Annotated in this window: 17 protein-coding genes; 5 read left to right on the top strand and 12 right to left on the bottom strand. The window is 60.3% G+C overall.

Annotation, left to right across the window (positions count from 1 at the left end; all coding sequences use genetic code 11):
- The first annotated feature begins 294 nt into the window (after window positions 1-294).
- On the top strand, window positions 295-1,716 hold the full coding sequence (locus E4T63_RS16160) for a purine-cytosine permease family protein (protein ID WP_135296000.1): 1,422 nt from the start codon (window positions 295-297) through the stop codon (window positions 1,714-1,716).
- A 69-nt stretch (window positions 1,717-1,785) separates the two neighbouring features.
- Here the strand turns inward: E4T63_RS16160 and E4T63_RS16155 are convergent, their stop codons facing one another.
- The gene (locus E4T63_RS16155; RefSeq protein WP_135295999.1) at window positions 1,786-1,998 is read right to left on the bottom strand and encodes a hypothetical protein; all 213 of its coding nucleotides are present in this window, start codon (window positions 1,996-1,998) and stop codon (window positions 1,786-1,788) included.
- 15 nt (window positions 1,999-2,013) lie between these two features.
- On the opposite strand from E4T63_RS16155, the gene E4T63_RS16150 reads away from it, so the two are divergent.
- Complete coding sequence (locus E4T63_RS16150) at window positions 2,014-3,114, top strand: polyamine ABC transporter substrate-binding protein (RefSeq protein ID WP_047598364.1); 1,101 nt, start codon at window positions 2,014-2,016, stop codon at window positions 3,112-3,114.
- Window positions 3,115-3,346: 232 nt separating this feature from the next.
- On the opposite strand, the gene E4T63_RS16145 is transcribed toward E4T63_RS16150, so the two are convergent.
- From E4T63_RS16145 to E4T63_RS16130, 4 genes are all read right to left on the bottom strand, one after another.
- Window positions 3,347-4,318 (bottom strand): TerC family protein, encoded by a 972-nt coding sequence (locus E4T63_RS16145; protein WP_135295998.1) that lies wholly within the window; start codon window positions 4,316-4,318, stop codon window positions 3,347-3,349.
- A 274-nt stretch (window positions 4,319-4,592) separates the two neighbouring features.
- Window positions 4,593-5,081 carry a hypothetical protein gene (locus E4T63_RS16140; RefSeq protein ID WP_098964296.1) on the bottom strand — a complete coding sequence of 163 codons (489 nt, stop codon included), beginning with the start codon at window positions 5,079-5,081 and terminating at the stop codon, window positions 4,593-4,595.
- 225 nt (window positions 5,082-5,306) lie between these two features.
- Complete coding sequence (locus E4T63_RS16135; protein WP_098968426.1) at window positions 5,307-7,019, bottom strand: amidase; 1,713 nt, start codon at window positions 7,017-7,019, stop codon at window positions 5,307-5,309.
- 139 nt (window positions 7,020-7,158) lie between these two features.
- The gene (locus tag E4T63_RS16130) at window positions 7,159-7,947 is read right to left on the bottom strand and encodes an AraC family transcriptional regulator (protein ID WP_135295997.1); all 789 of its coding nucleotides are present in this window, start codon (window positions 7,945-7,947) and stop codon (window positions 7,159-7,161) included.
- Between the two features lie 85 nt (window positions 7,948-8,032).
- Between E4T63_RS16130 and E4T63_RS16125 the strand changes: the two genes are divergently transcribed.
- Window positions 8,033-9,031 (top strand): bile acid:sodium symporter family protein, encoded by a 999-nt coding sequence (locus E4T63_RS16125; RefSeq protein WP_064587897.1) that lies wholly within the window; start codon window positions 8,033-8,035, stop codon window positions 9,029-9,031.
- Window positions 9,032-9,129: 98 nt separating this feature from the next.
- Here the strand turns inward: E4T63_RS16125 and E4T63_RS16120 are convergent, their stop codons facing one another.
- Both E4T63_RS16120 and E4T63_RS16115 read right to left on the bottom strand, forming a co-directional pair.
- Window positions 9,130-9,324 carry a PLD nuclease N-terminal domain-containing protein gene (locus E4T63_RS16120; protein WP_027613057.1) on the bottom strand — a complete coding sequence of 65 codons (195 nt, stop codon included), beginning with the start codon at window positions 9,322-9,324 and terminating at the stop codon, window positions 9,130-9,132.
- Window positions 9,325-9,378: 54 nt separating this feature from the next.
- A complete protein-coding gene (locus tag E4T63_RS16115) occupies window positions 9,379-9,993 on the bottom strand; it encodes a LuxR C-terminal-related transcriptional regulator (protein WP_135295996.1) in 615 nt (204 codons plus the stop codon).
- Between the two features lie 113 nt (window positions 9,994-10,106).
- Between E4T63_RS16115 and E4T63_RS16110 the strand changes: the two genes are divergently transcribed.
- The gene (locus E4T63_RS16110) at window positions 10,107-11,732 is read left to right on the top strand and encodes an ATP-binding response regulator (RefSeq protein WP_135295995.1); all 1,626 of its coding nucleotides are present in this window, start codon (window positions 10,107-10,109) and stop codon (window positions 11,730-11,732) included.
- A gap of 1 nt (window position 11,733) precedes the next feature.
- On the opposite strand, the gene yecR is transcribed toward E4T63_RS16110, so the two are convergent.
- From yecR to E4T63_RS16085, 5 genes are all read right to left on the bottom strand, one after another.
- Complete coding sequence (yecR, locus tag E4T63_RS16105; protein ID WP_134786612.1) at window positions 11,734-12,042, bottom strand: YecR family lipoprotein; 309 nt, start codon at window positions 12,040-12,042, stop codon at window positions 11,734-11,736.
- 33 nt (window positions 12,043-12,075) lie between these two features.
- Window positions 12,076-12,390, bottom strand: a complete 315-nt coding sequence (locus tag E4T63_RS16100; RefSeq protein ID WP_135295994.1) for a hypothetical protein — start codon at window positions 12,388-12,390, stop codon at window positions 12,076-12,078.
- A gap of 184 nt (window positions 12,391-12,574) precedes the next feature.
- Window positions 12,575-13,222, bottom strand: coding sequence for a phage infection protein (locus tag E4T63_RS16095; RefSeq protein WP_245223386.1), 648 nt, complete (start codon window positions 13,220-13,222; stop codon window positions 12,575-12,577).
- Between the two features lie 531 nt (window positions 13,223-13,753).
- Window positions 13,754-14,926: a cystathionine gamma-synthase gene (locus E4T63_RS16090; RefSeq protein ID WP_041062583.1), complete on the bottom strand. Its 1,173-nt coding sequence runs from the start codon at window positions 14,924-14,926 to the stop codon at window positions 13,754-13,756.
- Entirely contained in the window at window positions 14,923-16,299 is a 1,377-nt protein-coding gene (locus E4T63_RS16085) for a pyridoxal-phosphate dependent enzyme (protein WP_135295993.1), read from the bottom strand. The genes E4T63_RS16090 and E4T63_RS16085 overlap by 4 nt, the downstream gene beginning before the upstream one ends.
- Before the next feature lie 392 nt (window positions 16,300-16,691).
- On the opposite strand from E4T63_RS16085, the gene metE reads away from it, so the two are divergent.
- A complete protein-coding gene (metE, locus tag E4T63_RS16080; protein ID WP_135296937.1) occupies window positions 16,692-18,980 on the top strand; it encodes a 5-methyltetrahydropteroyltriglutamate--homocysteine S-methyltransferase in 2,289 nt (762 codons plus the stop codon).
- Window positions 18,981-19,044: the final 64 nt, after the last annotated feature.

Genomic DNA, 19,044 nt, shown 5'->3' with positions numbered 1-19,044 from the left:
TTTTATGTATTTGTTGGTCTGATGGTATACCAGTATTTTTTCTTTGCAAGGGCTTTTAGGCTGAACCGATAAACGTGGTGCTTTCGTCGGAAACTCAGCATTTATTGGGCTTCTGGCTGGCCTGAAGGCCGCAGTATCAGTGAGGATGGCGGATCAGCTAGCGCCGTAAACTACGGATCAGTCTTGTGAAATGTTTGGAATACCATAATATGGTCTGCATCTGAGGGGCGACCCAGAGTTCCCCCGGTTTGGCTTCATACAAAGATAAGAACAGACAAACTCGAGTTCATGCATATGTCCCAGATGTCCCGGCAAGATCCGTTGATCGAGAATCACACGGTCGACTACGTCCCACTCGCGGAACGCCACGGGAAGGCCCGCGACCTTTTCACTTTATGGTTCAGCACCAACATCGCGCCACTGCCCATCGTCACCGGCGCCATGGTGGTTCAGGTGTTCCATCTCGACTTGCTTTGGGGGCTGCTGGCGATTGCGCTGGGGCACCTGATCGGCGGCGTGGTGATCGCCCTGGCCTCGGCGCAGGGGCCGCGCATGGGCATTCCGCAAATGGTCCAGAGTCGTGGCCAGTTCGGGCGTTACGGCGCACTGCTGATCGTGTTTTTTGCGGCGCTGATCTACATCGGCTTTTTCATTTCCAACATCGTGCTCGCAGGTAAATCGATTGTCGGTATTGCGCCATCGGTGCCGGCACCGCTGAGCATTCTGATTGGCGCACTGGCGGCCACGGCGATTGGCGTGATCGGCTACAACTTCATCCACACGCTCAACCGCATCGGCACCTGGGTGATGGGCAGCGCGCTGCTCGCCGGTTTCATCTACATCTTCGCCCACGACTTGCCGGCAGACTTCCTGACGCGCGGCAGCTTCAACCTGTCGGGCTGGCTGGCGACGGTGTCGCTGGGGATCATCTGGCAGATCAGCTTCTCGCCGTACGTGTCCGATTATTCGCGTTACCTGCCGGCGGATATCGGCATCGCCAAACCGTTCTGGGCCACTTATCTGGGGGCGACGCTGGGGACGATTCTGTCATTCAGCTTCGGTGCCGTAGCGGTTCTGGCAACGCCTGAAGGCACCGAAGCGATGGCTGCGGTCAAGCAGTCCACCGGGTGGCTGGGGCCGATTCTGATGGTGCTGTTTCTGCTCAATATCATCAGCCACAACGCGCTGAATCTGTACGGCGCGGTGCTGTCGATCATCACCTCGATCCAGACGTTCGCCAGTCAGTGGACGCCGAGCATCAAGGTGCGCGTGGCGTTGTCGAGTGTGGTGCTGGCGGGTTGCTGCGTGGTGGCGCTGGGTGCCTCGGCGAATTTCATTTCGCAGTTCATCGGGCTGATTCTGGCGTTGCTGCTGGTGTTGGTGCCGTGGGCGTCGATCAACCTGATCGACTTCTACCTGATCAAGCGCGGCAGCTATGACATCACCTCGATTTTTCGCGCGGACGGCGGCATTTACGGGCGCTTCAATCTGCATGCGATCATTGCCTATTTCATCGGGATCATTGTGCAGTTGCCGTTCGCCAATACCTCGTTGTATGTCGGGCCGTACGCCAATCTGGTCGAAGGCGCCGACCTGTCGTGGCTGTTCGGCCTGGTGGTGACAGTGCCGTTGTATTACTGCCTCGCCACACGTGGGCAGACCCAGAAGCAACGTGGCGAGGGGATTTATCCCCGATCGACTGCGAAGCAGTCGTGAAATCAGCGAGTGCGGCCCCCTTTGAGATATAAAGGGGGCCGCTTCGCGTCCCATCGGGGATAAATCCCCTCACCACAAGTGATGTTTGCCAAGCCCTTGTGCATTCGTGCGGTCATTCAAATTGGCCATTTCGATCCCCTTTTGGCCCATCCCCCACTGTGCCGCGACTCCGCGGTCGGCAAGAATCAAACCACAACAAAACGCTGGACTTTGCTTGCCCTTGGCTACCTTTACAGCCGCTGCCGTGTACAGAACATAAAAACCATCGATCTCACGTCGCATTCCGGGGAAACAACCATGGTCACTATGAAACGCATTCTGGGTGCCACCGTGTGTGGGCTGACGCTGCTGGCCAGCGCGGTACACGCCGAACAGCGCGAGCTGCGGGTGTACAACTGGGCGGATTACATCCTGCCGTCGGTGCCCAAGGATTTCGCCGCGAAGACCGGCATCAAAGTGACCTGGGACACCTTCGACACCAACGAATCGCTGGAGGCCAAGTTGCTCACCGGCAACTCCGGCTACGACCTGGTGGTGCCGTCGAACCAGTTCATCGACACTCAGATCAAGGCCGGGGTATTCCAGAAACTCGACAAGTCAAAACTGCCGAACTGGAGTCATCAGGATCCGGCGCTGCTCAAACTGCTCGACGCCAATGACCCTGGCAACCAGTACGGCGTGCCCTACATGTACGGCACGGTACTGATCGGTTTCAACCCGGCCAAAGTCAAGGCAGCGCTCGGCGACAACGCGCCGGTGGACAGCTGGGATCTGGTGTTCAAGCCGGAGAACATGGAGAAGCTCAAATCCTGCGGCGTGGCGATGCTCGACTCGCCCTCGGAAATTCTGCCGCTGGCCCTGCATTACCTCGGCCTCGACCCGAACAGCCAGAACCCGGCCGACTATGAAAAGGCCAAGGACCTGATGCTGAAGATTCGTCCTTACGTGACCTACTTCAACTCGGCCAAGTACATGACCGACATCGCCAATGGCGACATCTGCGTGGCCATCGGTTACTCCGGCAGCTTCTATCAGTTCGGCAACCGTGCGAAAGAGGCGGGCAACGGTGTGGTGGTCGACTGGCGCTTGCCGAAGGAGGGCGCGCCGATCTGGTTCGATACTTTCGCCATTCCGAAGAGCGCGAAGAACGTCGAAGAGGCGCATGAATTCCTCAATACCTTGCTCGATCCGAAAGTCATTGCGCCGATCAGCGACTTCCTCGGCTACCCGAACGTGAACAAGGACTCGATGCCGCTGGTGAATAAAGACATCACCGGCAACCCGAACCTGACGCCAACGCCTGAGGCCCTGAAAACCCTTTATGTAGTCCAGCCACTACCGCAAAAACTCGAACGGGTACGCACGCGGGTGTGGACCAGCATCAAGTCCGACAAGTAGCCGCACACCCTCTGGAGGAGTGAGCCTGCTCGCAAAGGCGCCGGACCAGGCAACATGGATGCTGAATGTGCCGGCCCCTTCGTGAGCAAGCCCACTCCCACCCTTTGATCTCGGCCAGCTCCGGATCCTCCATCCACTGACTATCACCTGTGGGAGCGGGCTTGCTCGCGAAGGCGTCGGGTCAGCCGACACCTTTATTGAATGTCGCACCGCATTGTGAGCAGGCTCACTCCTACAGGTTTTGTGGCGCGTTTTTACTCATCACCAGACTCAACACCACCGACCCCAGAATAACCCCGCCCACCACCGCCAGTGACCATTCCACCGGCATGTGAAACCAAGGCATCAGCGTCATCTTGCCGCCGATGAACACCAGCACAATCGCCAGTCCGTACTTGAGCAAATGAAAGCGGTCAGCCATGTCTGCCAGCAGGAAGTACAACGCACGCAGACCCATGATCGCGAAGATGTTCGAGGTGAACACGATGAACGGATCGGTGGTGACGGCGAAGATCGCCGGGATGCTGTCGACCGCAAACATCAGGTCGCTGGCCTCGATCAGCACCAGCACCAGGAACATCGGCGTGGCCCAGCGCACGCCGTTCTGCAGCACGAAAAAGCGCTCGCCGTGAAAGCCTTGGGTGATCCGCATGTGCCCGCGCACCCAGCGCAGCAGCGGGTTTTTGTCGAGGTCCGGTTGCTGCTCGGCGAACATCAGCATCTTGATCCCGGTGATGATCAGGAACCCCCCGAAGGCATACAACAGCCACTCGAACTGCGACACCAGCCACACCCCGGCGAAGATCATCGCCGCGCGCATCACGATCGCCCCGAGTACGCCGTACAGCAGCACCCGGCGCTGCAATTCCGGTGGCACGGCGAAGTAGCTGAAGATCATCACGAAGACGAACATGTTGTCGATCGACAGTGACTGCTCGATCAGATAACCAGTGAGGAATTCCAGAGTCTTGCGCTGGGCAATTTCGGCGCCGAACTCGCCGTTCAAGTACCACCAGAGCAACCCGGCGAAGGCCAAGGCCAGTGCGCACCAAGCGATCACCCAACAGGATGCTTCCCGCACTGAAACGCGGTGCGCCTTACGTCCGCCGAAGACGAACAAATCCAGTGCAAGCATGGCGAGGACGAAGACGATAAACGCGCCCCACATCCACGGTTCGCCGATATTGATGTTGTCAGTGGGCATGGCAATCTCCCTGTCTTTTATGTCGTTGGAGGCAGACCGGGACATGCTAGCGAGGAGTGAATGCCAAGGAAAAATCGTATATTCCTGAGGCAAAGTTCGATAAAAACGAAGTGTCTGGCGTTTTTTGCGGCAGGCATCTTTGCAATGGCAAGCGGCATTGATGCGTTTATACGAGAGAAATTTCAGTGCGAGTTGATTTGGAAGGCAGAGCTGCCAAACACTGCGGGCGGACACATACCCGTTTGGCATTAATATGTCATTGCGACTGACTTTCTTATTGTGCAGGTTTGTCAAGAGGGCCCGATGCCAGCAGTTCTAATCTGCCTTGTACTTTGTGCGGCTTTCCATCGGGCTCTATTTGAAAATCAAAGTCTGCGTATATTGATTTGTTTTTGTCGTCTCGCTTAAGTTTGATTTCGCCGTTGTCACTCGAAATGATCCCTCCAGAAGCAATGACGCTGGCACGCACAGGGCTTTCGTCACCTTTCTTAATTGGATATGTGCCACTTTCGAGCTTCTGATCAATGATGATAGTAATCTGGTAAAAAACGTCTGCTTCGTGATATCGACCGATGATGCTGACTGATCCGGGAACCAAGGATGCATAAATAAACAGCTCCGGCCTGAAACTCGGAATGGGCGGAAAATCAGGATTGAATTCGGCCTTGTAGTATTTGCCAATGGGTTGTTCTTCTACTTCTATGAGTAATGGCTTCAAGTCTTCATCGACGCCATGTTGTTTAAGCAGAATGGCATTGCTCATTGTTGCGTTCCTTCAATGCTGAACGGTTTCAGGGGTTTTCCAAATGGAAAGTCTATCGAGCGAGAACGTTACTCGCCGTCCTGTTCGATCGCTACTGTCAGAACTGTCAGTTGCCAGTTAGGGGGGAGTGTGTTGGCAGGGTTGTATTGATGCAGAGATAAGTGACAGGGCAATGCAATCGAAAGCGGATTGAGGCCCTATCGAGCCTCAATCCAACCCTGCTTTTTACTTGCCGGCAGTCAACGCCGGAGTACGCGGCGGCACCTGACGCTTCGAGCCAGTCGCCTCGAATGCCGAGGCCATACGCAACAGATTCGAGTCATCGTAAGCACGACCGGCGAAGGTCAGGCCGACCGGCATGCCGATGTCGGCCATGATGCCCATCGGCACGGTGACGGTCGGAACGCCGAGGTGACGGATCGCCAGGTTGCCGTTGGCGACCCAGACGCCATTGCTCCAGGCGATGTCCGCCGATTCCGGATTGATATCGGCATCTGCCGGACCAACGTCTGCGTTGGTCGGGAACAGCACCGCGTCGAGTTTCAGTGTGTCCATCCAGTCTTCGAGGTCGAGCTTGCGGGTCTTTTCCAGACCGCGCAGGCCATCGGGCAGGGTCGGGATCTGGTCCCACGGGGTGATGCCGCGTTGGGCCATGCGCACGTATTCGTCCATGCCGGCGGCCAGATCGCCTTCACGGTTGGGCAGGGTGCCCGGGTCGTGCGGGAAGATCTTCGGCCCGTCGACATCGGCCAGGCGATTGAGCTTCGGATCGCCGTTGGCGCGCAGGAAATCGTCGAAGGCCCAGGCCGACAGATCCCACAGTTCGTGGTGCAGGAATTCCTTGGAAACGATGCCGCGATTGAACACGGTCGGCGCGCCGGGGCGGTCGCCTTCGCAGTTGGAAACCAGCGGAAAATCCACTTCGATGACTTCGGCGCCGGCCGCTTCCAGAGCGGTGCGGGCCTGGTTCCACAGGTCGATCACCGAAGCGCGGGTGTTGATGCGCTGCCCGGTCGGGCCGCCGATACCCGGTGCTTCACTGGTGCCGGCTTCAGGGTCGGCGTTGATGTACATCTTCGGTACACCGAGGCGTTTACCGGCCAGAGCATTGGGTTTCACTGCCAGTTCGGCGTAGGACGCCGGGCGCACCGAAGCAACGCTCGGGATCGGCACCCACGGCTGCAGGCGCCACAGATCGCCACGGGTGTCGGGGTCTTCAGCAACCACAACGTCGAGCACTTCGAGTAGATCGGCCATGGTGCGGGCGTATGGCACCACCACGTCCATCGTCGGCGTCAGCGGCCAGTTGCCGCGCACCGAGATCACGCCGCGCGACGGCGTATAGGCGCACAAACCGTTGTTCGACGCCGGGCCGCGACCGCTCGACCAGGTTTCTTCCGCCAGACCGAACGCCGAAAAACTCGCGGCAGTGGCGGTGCCGGCACCGTTGGACGAGCCGGAGGCAAACGGCGCGGTCAGGTAGGCCGCGTTGTAAGGGCTTTCGGCGCGACCATAGACGCCACGCTGCATGCCGCCATTGGCCATCGGCGGCATATTGGTCTTGCCCAGGCAGATCGCCCCGGCGCCGCGCAAGCGTTCGATGGTGAAGGCGTCGCGATGCGCCACCAGATCGGCGAAGGCCGGGCTGCCGGACGCCGCGGTCAGACCCTTTACCAGATAGCTGTCCTTGGCGGTGTAAGGGATGCCGTCGAGCGGGCCGAGGGTTTCGCCCTTGGCGCGGCGTGCATCGGACGCCTGGGCCTCTGCCAGTGCTTCGGGATTGCGTACGACCACGGCATTCAGTGCAGTGGCCGTGTTCGGGCCATCATAGGCGTCGATCCGGGCCAGATAGGCCTGCACCAGTTCAACCGCGGTGGTCTGGCCGGCGTCGAGCGCCGCGCGTAATTGAGCAATGGAGACTTCAGTGACTTCGATCATGCTGTTACCGCCGACAGGTTCGCTAAAGGGGTGGGTCATTATGGTTATCGTCGAAACGTGTGAAGAATTACCGATGGGCGAAACTCTACCCTGAAGTTTGCCGAATGGCATGTGCTAATTCGATAAATATCGACAAAACTCAGTGAAAAAATTCCCCCGGTGTCTCGCCAAACTGTTGGCGGAAGGCTGCGATGAACGCCGAGGTCGAGTCATAACCGCAGGCCAGAGCCACGTCGGTGACCCGTTCGCCGCGTTCCAGCGGGGTCAGCGCGCCCAACAGACGCAGGCGCTGGCGCCAGGCGCGGAAGGTCAGGCCGGTGTCGCGTAAAAACAGGCGGCTGAGGGTTTTTTCGGTGACGCCGAATTTGTCGCTCCAGTGCTGCAGTGTGGTCTGCTGCTCCGGATGTTGCTCCAGGCTTTGATAGATCTGCCGCAGACGGCTGTCCTGCGGCAGTGGCAGCATCAGGTCGATCTGCGGCGCCTCAGCCAGTTGATCGAGGATCACCTGGGCCAACCGACCATGTGCGCCACTCTCGTCGTATTCCACCGGGACCAGACTGAACGCGCGGATCAGTTCGCGCAGCAGGTCGCTGACGCCCAACACATGACAGCGCTCCAGCGCCCAGCCGGCCACGCTGCAGTCGATGTACAGGCTGCGCATTTCGGTGTGCGGCGAGCTGAACACTCGGTGCGGCACGCCCGCCGGAATCCACACCGCGCGCTCGGGTGGCGCGACGAAACGCCCGGCGCCGGTCTGCACTTCGAGCACGCCCTGAATCGCGTACGACAATTGCACCCACGGGTGGCTGTGACGCCGGGTCAGTGCGCGATTGGGCAGCGATTCGGTGCGTCCGTACAGCGCACGGGGCAGGCTGGGCAGCCCGGGAATGCTGCGCCTGAAGCTTTTTTCATGTCCTTTAGGCGGCATCTGTTGGCTCTTCGGCGTTAGTCGGTAATTTCTGCTCACGTTAGAGTCGCAGTCACGTACTGGCAACCCCCGGATGAACAAGCCCATGACTCGCCCAAGATTCCTGCCCGACAACTTCACCCTGACCCTGATCGGCGTCGTGCTGCTGGCCAGTTTTCTGCCGGCCAGCGGGCAGGTCGCGGTGGGGTTCGGCTGGCTGACCAATATCGCCATTGCGCTGCTGTTTTTCCTCCACGGCGCCAAGCTGTCGCGTGAGTCGATCATCGCCGGGGCCGGCCACTGGCGCCTGCACCTGTTGGTGTTCGGTCTGACCTTTGTGCTGTTCCCGCTGCTCGGGCTGGCGTTGAAACCGCTGCTGTCACCGCTGATCGGCGACAAGCTGTACATGGGCATGCTGTATCTCTGCGCGTTGCCCGCCACCGTGCAGTCGGCAATTGCCTTCACCTCGCTGGCCCGAGGCAATATCCCGGCGGCGATCTGCAGTGCAGCGGCGTCGAGCCTGTTCGGGATCTTTCTCACGCCGTTGCTGGTGACGCTGCTGCTGAACGTGCACGGCGACGGCGGTTCGACCCTGGATGCGATCCTGAAGATCAGCGTGCAATTGCTGCTGCCGTTCATTGCCGGGCAGATCGCTCGGCGCTGGATCGGCGCTTGGGTCGGGCGCAACAAGAACTGGCTGAAGTTTGTCGATCAGGGGTCGATTTTGCTGGTGGTGTACGGCGCGTTCAGCGAGGCGGTCAACGAGGGCATCTGGCATCAGATTCCGGTCGTCGATCTGCTGGGGCTGGTGGTGGTCTGCTGCATTCTGCTGGCGCTGGTGCTGTTGGCGTCGACCTTGCTGGGCAAGGCGTTCGGTTTCAGCCAGGAAGACCGCATCACCATTTTGTTCTGCGGTTCGAAGAAGAGCCTGGCCACCGGCGTGCCGATGGCACAGGTGTTGTTTGCCGGCAGCACGATTGGTGTGTTGATTCTGCCGCTGATGCTGTTCCATCAGATTCAATTGATGGTCTGCGCGGTGTTGGCGCAGCGCTATGCCAAACGGCCGGAATCGGTGCCGGAGTTGATGGCGCAGGTTGATCCGTAAACGCTGCATTCCCTGTAGGAGCTGCCGCAGGCTGCGATCTTTTGATCTTGAAAGTCAAAAGATCGCAGCCTGCGGCAGCTCCTACAGGGGGCTTTTACTCAATCCTGAGTCACGTGTTTCGGGCCGGCCAGTGCCCAGGCAATCAGGCCAAACAACGGCACGAACACGATGGCGATAATCCACACGCCTTTGTTGCTGCCTTTGCCTGCGCTCTTGCGCACGCGGTTGATCGCCCACAATTCAACGATCACAAGAACGACGGCGAGTACGATCCAGACGGGTTCAATTTGCATGGGCTACCTCCTGATGGTCTTTCAGTTAGGTGAGTCCAAACGCGCAGGGTTCATTTAAATTGCGCCGCTGCCTCCCGAATACTTCACCGCAGCGGCTGCCCGCGACGGCACATTGAGCGTGCGCAGCAACGACGACACATGGATGCGCACGGTGAACGGCGAGATATCCAGTTCCCGGGCGATCTCCTTGTTGGTCTTGCCTTGGGCGATCAGCCGCAACACATCCTGCTGACGCGGGGTGAGGGCGGTGCCGGTCTCCAGCGGCAGCAGCCCGGAAGGCGCGAACCTGACCAGCACTTCGCCTTCGCGGATCGCCAGAATCGCCTGGCCGATCTCATCCGGGACAATGTTCTTGCCGATGAAACCGTCGATGCCGGCCGCCATCACCTCACCGATCAACGCCTCGTCGTCGACCATCGACACCACAATCAGCGTGGTGCGCGGCAGTTTTCGGCGCAGTTCGGCGAGTTGGCTGATGCAGGTCAGGCCGGGGAAGCGCAGGTCGAGAATCAGTGTGTCCGGCTCGCTGCCGTCGGGCAGCAAGGCCAGCACGGCGTCGAGGTCGCCGGCCTCCTCGATAGTCGCCTCGGGCAACAGGCGCTGCACGGTGCGCCGCATGGCTTCGCGAAACAATGGGTGATCGTCGGCTATGATGATGCGGCATGTCATGACGTGACCCTCCCTGGATCAGCGTGGTTTACGGCATGCACCTTAGCACCGCAAGCGCAGATTGCCTGCCGGCCGCTGCTGAATCTGACGACTGTCGCACAAGGACGTTGCCCATGAAGTTCGAGAAAAATACCGAGCTGGATCAGGCCAATCTGCGGATCATCATCGCCAGCATTGCCATGGTTTACATCTGCGTGCTCGGTGTATTGCCGGGTCAGCGCTTCGATGTCTATCTGCCGGTGGTGGTCTACATCACGCTGTTTCTGCTGGCGTCGATTGTCCTGCGCCAGGCCATCGCGCGCTGGCCGGGGCATTACCCGGCGCGACGAATATTCGCGATGATCCACGATTACACCGGCACCTGTTTCGGCCTGGTGCTCGGCGGTGAAGCGGCGTTGCCGCTGTACGCGGTGATCATCTGGGTCAACCTGGGCAACGGCATGCGCTATGGCTCGCGCTATCTGGCGATTGCCACGGGGTTGGCGCTGCTGGCGTTGCTGGCGGTCTATCGGTTGACGCCGGTGTGGCAGGCGCAGCCGTACATGGTGCTGATGTTGATGCTCACCAGCACCGTGATTCCGTTCTACGCGCACTTGCTGCTGGAGCGCACGCGCAAGGCCTCCGAAGAGGCGGTCGCGGCCAATCTGGAGAAATCCCGGTTTCTCGCTCAGGCCAGCCATGATCTGCGCCAGCCGATTCATTCCATCGGGCTGTTCACGGCGTGCCTGCGTGAATCGCGGCTGGGCGAGCAGGAACGGCAACTGGTCGACAACATCGACCGTTCGCTGCTCAACGTCTCGCAGTTGTTCCGTTCGATTCTTGACCTCTACACCCTCGACAACGGGCGCATTCTGCCGAGGCTGCAGGTGTTCAATCTCGGCGAGTGGCTGGCCGACCTGATCCGCCAGAACGCCGAGGCGGCACGCTGGGCCGGTGTGGAATTGCGCCTGCGTCCGTGCCAGCACTGGGTGCAGAGCGATCCAGCGTTGCTCGCGACCATGGTGCAGAACGTGCTTTCCAATTGCTTCAAATACGGCGCGCAACGCCCGGTACTGATCGGCGTGCGCAAGCGTGGCAACGGGCTGGCCATCGTGATTTATGACCGCGGCAACGGCATTGCCGAGGAGCATCTGTCGAAAGTGTTTGAGGAGTTTTATCGGGTGCGTCAGGTGCGTGACAAGGACGTAGAAGGCGTCGGCCTCGGACTGTCGATCGTCAAGCGTCTGGGGCAGTTGATCGGCGTCGATGTGGCCTTGCGCTCGCAGCTTGGGCGCGGCACGGCGGTCTCCCTCTATGGCTTGCCGGTGGCCGTGGCGCCGCAGTTGCCGGTCATGCGTGACGATGTGCGGCAGGCCGGCCTGTTGACCGGGCTGAAGGTGTGTCTGGTGGAGGATGATCGCAACGTCTTGCTGGCGACCTCGGCGCTGCTCGAGCGCTGGGGCTGCGTGGTGCAAGGCGAATTGAGCGGGCAGGGGCTGGTCACCGATTGCGACATCATCGTCGCCGATTACGATCTGGGTCCACATTCCACGGGCATCGAGTGCATTGACGAGGTGCGGCGCCAGCGTGGTTTTGCGGTGCCGGCGATGATCATCACCGGGCATGACATCGAGAAAATACAGGCGGCCTTGCACGACCGCCAAATTGCCATCCTGTCCAAACCGGTACGCCCGGCCGAGCTGCGCGCGACCTTGCGCAGCCTGCGCGACCGGCAAACCGAGCCGGCCGAGCAGGTTTGACTCAACGCTTGCAGAGGTAGTCCTGAGTGATGGTGGTTTGCAGGCAGTTGAACTGGCCCATGGCGCGGCAGATGTTCTTCTCGGAACCGGTCACCTCGGCGTTCTTGTAACCCCAGGTCTTGCAGCGCTCCATCGCCACAGTCAGGCCTTGCGCGGCGTTGGTCTGGCCGCTTTCGAACTGGCCCAATTCATAGGAGACCTGGACCACGCCGTCGTTCTTGCTGCCACCGGTGGCTTCCCATTGTTTGGGCGTGGCGCAGCCTGTCAGAGCGAGGGCGGTGAGAGTGAGAGTTGCGATCAGGATTTTCATGATGGAACGTAGTCCTTTACCGGGGATGAAGGTTTACTGGAACGGAATCGGCGAGGCGCCTTTGGGCAGGCACGACAGCGGCGGGGTCATGATGCCCATGCTCGCCACCGCGATAATCGCGCCGCTGGGCAACTCGCAGTTGTACTCGCCGGCGGAGGTGTACGCGGTGTAGTAGGTGAGGGTACTGTCGCTGCGGATGTTGTCGATTTTCGACACCGGCTTGCCGATGACCGTCTGGGCGCGTTCTTTCATGCTGGCTTCGGTGGGTTTGGCGGTCTGGCAACCGCTGGCGCCAAGCAGCAGGGCGCTGACGATCGCCACTTTGAGAAGGTTGGAATGCAGTTTCATGGTGTTTCTTCCTTGGTGTTGTTCTGATTTCCAGGCACGACGATCCCGCGCACTGCACAGCGGCAATGTTGGGGAGTATCGGGGGTTGCGAGGGAATATAACGCCGGTGGGCGGGGCGGTCGATTAGCACAAATGTGCTAGTGCGGCAGAGGGAGAGGCGACCCAACGGGTCGCCTCGCGCCGATTACTGAGGAGAGTTGAACTGGTCGGAATAGCTGCCGGTCATCAGCGCCGAAGCGACGCGATCAGAACCGACGCCGACGCGTGAGTAGGCATAGCGATTGGCGCCGACCTTGTCGGTGCCGTCGGAAGCCAGTGCGCCTGCGCCGACGTGATCGGAGCCATCGGACGCCACTGCGCCAGCGCCGACATGATCAGAACCATCGGACGCCACTGCGCCTGCTCCGACATGATCCGAACCGTCCGAGGCGACTGCTCCAGCGCCGACATGATCGGAACCGTCCGAGGCGACTGCGCCAGCGCCGACATGATCGGAACCATCCGAGGCGACTGCGCCAGCGCCGACGTGATCGGAACCGTCCGAGGCGACTGCACCAGCGCCGACGTGATCGGAACCGTCCGAGGCGACAGCACCAGCGCCGACATGATCGGAACCGTCCGAGGCGACAGCACCAGCGCCGACGTGATCGGAACCGTCCGAGGCGACTGCACCAGCGCCGACGTGATCGGAACCATCGGAAGCCACTGCAGCGGCTCTGACATGATCCGAACCATCAGAGGCCACCGCCTGCGGCTGCGCAGCCCAAACCGTTGGCAACATCACGGTCGCCGCGACCGCAAGAATGGCGCCTGACAAAAGCGTGTGTTTCATGATTTTCTCCACGACCCATCAGCCACACAGCATTCGTTGGCCCGGGGTTGACCAAGTTGGCAATTGGCACGGGCGCGCTCGATGGGCGCACGGGTGTCGACGTTTTTGCATGAAACCGCGTTAGCGAACTGAAAAGTATAGATCGGCAAAATGCAGGCGCAGGTGCGACAACATGCAAGCGATAGTCGGTTAACTTCCTTGCGCAGGGGCGCTTGAAGGAAATCAGTCTAAAAACACCGCCCGGGACGCGATGGCTTTTGCTAGCCTCAAAGGTGTAGGCGAAGACGCAGACTGATGCGCAAGCGGATAGCAAGGGGACGTGGGGCGCGTTCCGAAGGGTACACGGTTAGAAAGATCTCCGCGCTGAGATCCAGCCCTTATGCCGTGTGAGGCAGCAAAGCACCGCTCTTTTTCCATGGTTGCTTTTGTACTGTGAGAGGCCCGATAAACCTTGTAAGCCAGAGACCAGCACTGGCCGCCTACTCGAACACCAAAGCCCGCATTGCTGCGGGCTTTGTCGTTGTTGCAGGGTCAGATTTTGGTCAGCGCGTACGCCAGATCGGCGCGCAGGTCTTCGAGATCTTCGACCCCCACCGACAGACGCACCAGGCCATCGCCGATGCCCAGTTTGGCGCGGGTTTCAGCTGGAATGGTCGCGTGGGTCATGATCGCCGGATGCTCGATCAGGCTTTCAACACCGCCCAGACTCTCTGCCAGGGCAAAGATCTTCACGTTTTCCAGAAAGCGCCGTGCACCCTCCAGATCACTGTTCAGATCCACCGAGATCATCCCGCCAAAACCATGCATCTGCCGTTTGGCCAACTCATGCTGCGGGTGCGACGGCAGGCCTGGGTAGTAGACACGTTTGACCTGCGGTTGCTGCTCCAGCCACTTGGCCAGTTCCAGCGCGTTGCTGCAATGACGCTCCATGCGCAGCGCCAGGGTCTTCACCCCGCGCAAGGTCAGGAACGCATCGAACGGCCCGGAAATCGCGCCGACCGCGTTTTGCAGGAAGCCGAGTTTGTCCGCGAGCTCGGCATTCTGCCCAACCACCGCGATACCACCGATCACGTCGGAGTGACCGTTCAGGTACTTGGTGGTCGAGTGCAGCACGATGTCGAAACCCAGCTCCAGCGGGCGCTGGATATAGGGGCTGGCGAAGGTGTTGTCGGCAACGCTGATGATCCCGCGTGCGCGGCAGATGCGCGCAATCGCGGCCAGATCCGACAGGCTCAGCAGCGGGTTGGTCGGCGACTCGACAATCACCAGGCGGGTGTCGTCCTGCAGCGCCGCTTCGAACGCCGCCAGGTCAGTCAGATCGACATAGCTGAAACGATGCCCGGCACTGCGCTGACGGACCTTGTCGAACAGGCGGAACGTGCCGCCGTACAGGTCATTGCCGGAGATGACGTGCGAACCGGCATCGATCAGTTCGAGCACGGTGGAAATGGTCGCCAGCCCGGAAGCGAACGCGAACGCGCGGGTGCCACCTTCCAGATCCGCCACGCAACGCTCCAGCGCAAAACGCGTCGGGTTGTGCGAGCGCCCGTAGTCGAAGCCCTTGTGCACGCCGGGGCTGTCTTGCAGGTACGTCGAGTTGGCGTAGATCGGCGGCATCAGCGCGCCGGTGGTCGGGTCAGGCGTTTGCCCGGCATGGATCACCCGGGTCGCGAAGCCTTGGGATTTATCGTCGTGCTGACTCATGCGAGGGATCTCCGTAATTGGTTGAGCATGTCGGTGCGGGTAATCAGGCCGTGGAAGCCCGAAGCATCGGCAATGATCGCGACGAGGCCGCGACTGAGCACCGCTTCCAGCTCGGCGAGGTTGGCACCGGGGGCGAGGGTTTGCAGTTTGTCGGTCATCACGCTGGACACCGATTGACTGAAGCGCGCAGCGTCTTCGTGCACGGGCAGCAGGATGTCCGATTCGTCGATCACACCGACCAGTTGTTTACCTTCAACCAGCACCGGCAACTGCGAGACATCCGCCAGGCGCATGCGCTGGAACGCGGTCAGCAGGGTGTCGTCGGGGCCGACGCTGATCACGCGGCCATCTTCGAAACGGCGGGCGATCAGATCGCGCAGGTCGCCATAGCGTTTGCGCTGCAACAGGCCCTGATCGGTCATCCACTGGTCGTTGTAGACCTTCGACAGATAACGCGTGCCGGTGTCGCAGACGAAGCTGACCACGCGTTTCGGCTCGGTCTGTTCGCGGCAATAACGCAGCGCGGCGGCGAGCAAGGTGCCGGTCGACGAGCCACCGAGAATGCCTTCGGCGCGCAGCAACTGGCGGGCGTGGTCGAAGCTTTCTTCATCGCTGATCGAGTAGGCGTGACGCACACTGGTGAGGTCGGTGATCGACGGAATGAAATCTTCGCCGATGCCTTCCACCGCCCACGACCCGGGCGTCGGCATGGTGCCGTCGCGGCTGTACTGAGCCATCACCGAACCGACCGGGTCGGCGAGGACCATTTCCAGATCCGGCTGCACACGTTTGAAGAAACGGCTCAGGCCGGTCAGGGTACCGGCCGAACCGACGCCGACCACGATCGCGTCCAGATCATGCTCGGTCTGCGCCCAGATCTCCGGCGCGGTGCTGCATTCGTGGGCCAGCGGGTTGGCGGGGTTGTTGAACTGGTCAGCGAAGAACGCGCCGGGAATGTCTTTCGCCAGGCGTGCGGCCACGTCCTGGTAATACTCGGGGTGGCCCTTGCCGACGTCGGAGCGGGTGATGTGCACCTCGGCGCCCATGGCTTTCAAGTGCAGGACTTTCTCGGTGGACATCTTGTCCGGGACTACCAGCACCACGCGGTAGCCTTTGGCCCGGCCGACCAGCGCCAGGCCCAGACCGGTGTTGCCGGCGGTGGCCTCGACGATGGTGCCACCCGGTTGCAGGCGCCCGTCGCGTTCAGCGGCATCGATCATCGCCAGACCGACGCGGTCCTTGATCGAGCCGCCGGGGTTTTGTGATTCCAGTTTGAGAAACAGTGTGCAGAGGCCGGTATCGAAGCGGGTAACTTGTACCAGCGGCGTATTGCCGATCAGCCCAAGTACGGCAGGGCGTGAATCCTTTGACATTTCTTCACCTCTTGTAGTGGTGTTGATCGCGTTCCATTCGCGGGGAAAAGCTCGCGTGCAACATAGGCTTAGACATGATCCGTCGCAACCTTTAACCCGCCGCTGCGCCAGCCATTTCGATCTAACCATAGAACAGAATCGCAGCCTGCAAGCGCCCGGTTTCAGAGGGTTTACATCAAGGCGCCATCGAGTATTGAAAGGGCGTCGTGAGCGTCCCTCAAAGCTTGATCTGCGTAGGAATATCCTGCAGGGCGAATCGTGTTTTCAGCGGGCATACGGCCGACAGCTGATCATGAGGGAAACTTGTGATCATCAAGATTAAAATGAGTTTGTCTCACTAGAGGCTGATCCTGACAATGGCCGCCATCAACAAGACATTGGAGTTGTTTGTCATGGCACTGGCCCATTCCCTCGGATTTCCGCGCATCGGTCGCGACCGCGAACTGAAAAAAGCGCAAGAGGCGTTCTGGAAAGGAGAACTGAACGAGGCCGGCCTGCGTGAAGTGGGTCGTGAATTACGCAAGGCCCACTGGGACTTGCAGAAGAACGCCGGCATCGAGCTGCTGCCAGTGGGCGATTTCGCCTGGTACGACCAGGTGCTGACCCACTCGCTGATGTTCGGCGTGATTCCCGAGCGCTTCCGACCGCACGACGGCAAAGCCACGCTGCAGACCCTGTTCGGCATGGCTCGTGGCGTCAGCGACAGCTGCTGCGGCGGTGCGCACGCCCAGGAAATGACCAAGTGGTTCGACACCAACTACCACTATCTGGTCCCGGAATTCAGCGTTGATCAACAGTTCCAGCTCGGATGGGAACAGTTGTTCGAAGAAGTCGAAGAGGCCCGTGCCCTCGGTCATAACGTCAAACCGGTGATCATCGGCCCACTGACTTATCTATGGCTGGGCAAGGCCAAAGGCGCCGAGTTCGACAAGCTGGAATTGCTTGATCGTTTGCTGCCGCTGTACGGGCAGATCTTCGCCCGGCTGGCCGCACTCGGTGTGGAATGGGTGCAGATCGACGAGCCGATTCTGGTGCTTGACCTGCCGCAGGAATGGAAGAACGCTTTCGAGCGTGCGTACAACCAGATCCAGCGTGATCCGCTGAAGAAACTGCTCGCCACTTACTTCGGTGGTCTGGAAGAGAACCTCGGTCTGGCCGCCAATCTGCCGGTCGACGGTTTGCACATCGACCTGGTACGTGCAGCGGAACAGTACCCGACCATCCTTGATCGCCTGCCGGCCTACAAAGTGCTGTCGCTGGGTGTGGTCAACGGCCGCAACGTCTGGCGCTGCGACCTGGAACATGCGCTGGCGACTTTGCAGCATGCACATGAGCGCTTGGGTGATCGCCTGTGGGTCGCGCCATCGTGCTCCTTGCTGCACAGCCCAGTGGATCTGAACCGCGAAGACCAGCTCGATGCCGAGCTGAAAAGCTGGCTGGCGTTTGCCGTGCAGAAGTGCGAGGAAGTCGCCGTGCTGGCGCAGGCGGTCAGCGAGCCGGAAGCGCCGAAAGTGCTCCGCGCCTTGGCCCAAAGCCGCTCGGTACAGACCAGCCGCGCCGCCTCGCCACGTATTCACAAACCGGCAGTGCAGGCCCGTGTGGCGGCCATTACCGCGCAGGACAGCCAGCGCCAATCGCCGTTTACCCAGCGCATCGCCAAGCAGCGCGCCGGCCTCGATTTGCCACTGTTCCCGACCACCACTATCGGTTCGTTTCCGCAAACTGCGTCGATCCGCCTGGCGCGTCAGTCGTTCAAGCAAGGCAAACTGAGCGAAGCCGAATACACCGAAGCCATGTACAGCGAAATTCGCCACGCCGTGCAAATCCAGGAACAGTTGGGCCTTGATGTGCTGGTGCACGGTGAAGCCGAACGCAACGACATGGTCGAGTACTTCGCCGAGCAGTTGGATGGCTACGTGTTCACCCGTTTCGGCTGGGTGCAGAGCTACGGTTCGCGCTGCGTGAAACCGGCGGTGATCTTCGGTGACTTGAGCCGCCCGCAAGCCATGACCGTGGAGTGGATTCGCTACGCCCAGGGCCTGACCGACAAGGTTATTAAAGGCATGCTGACCGGCCCGGTGACCATGCTGATGTGGTCGTTCCCCCGCGAAGACGTGTCCCGTGAAGTGCAGGCGCGGCAACTGGCGCTGGCGATCCGTGATGAAGTGGTGGATCTGGAAGCCGCCGGGATCAGGATCGTGCAGATCGACGAAGCCGCATTCCGCGAAGGTCTGCCGCTGCGCCGCGCGCAATGGCAGCACTATCTGGATTGGGCCACCGAAGCGTTCCGCCTGTGTGCCTCCGGTGTACGCGACGAAACGCAGATCCATACGCACATGTGCTACAGCGAGTTCAATGATGTGATCGAGTCCATCGCCGCCATGGACGCCGACGTGATCACCATCGAAACCTCGCGTTCGGACATGGAACTGCTCAATGCCTTTGAAGCATTCGATTACCCGAACGAGATCGGGCCGGGCGTCTACGACATTCACTCGCCTCGCGTTCCCGATGCTTCGGAGATGGCCAATTTGCTGCGCAAGGCGGCGCAGCGGATTCCGGCGGAGCGGTTGTGGGTCAACCCGGATTGCGGTCTGAAAACCCGTGGCTGGCCGGAGACTGAAGCGGCGCTGGTGCACATGGTTGCCGCCGCCCGCCAGCTCCGCAAAGAACTGGCCTGAGAGGACAACCACCAAAACCTGTGGGAGCGGGCTTGCTCGCGAAAGCGGAGTGTCAGCTAAATAA

The organism is Pseudomonas fluorescens, from assembly GCF_004683905.1.
In the GTDB taxonomy this organism is placed as follows: Bacteria; Pseudomonadota; Gammaproteobacteria; order Pseudomonadales; family Pseudomonadaceae; genus Aquipseudomonas; species Aquipseudomonas putida_A.
Note: the sequence above shows the minus strand (reverse complement) of the source record. Positions and strands in the feature narration are given on the sequence as shown.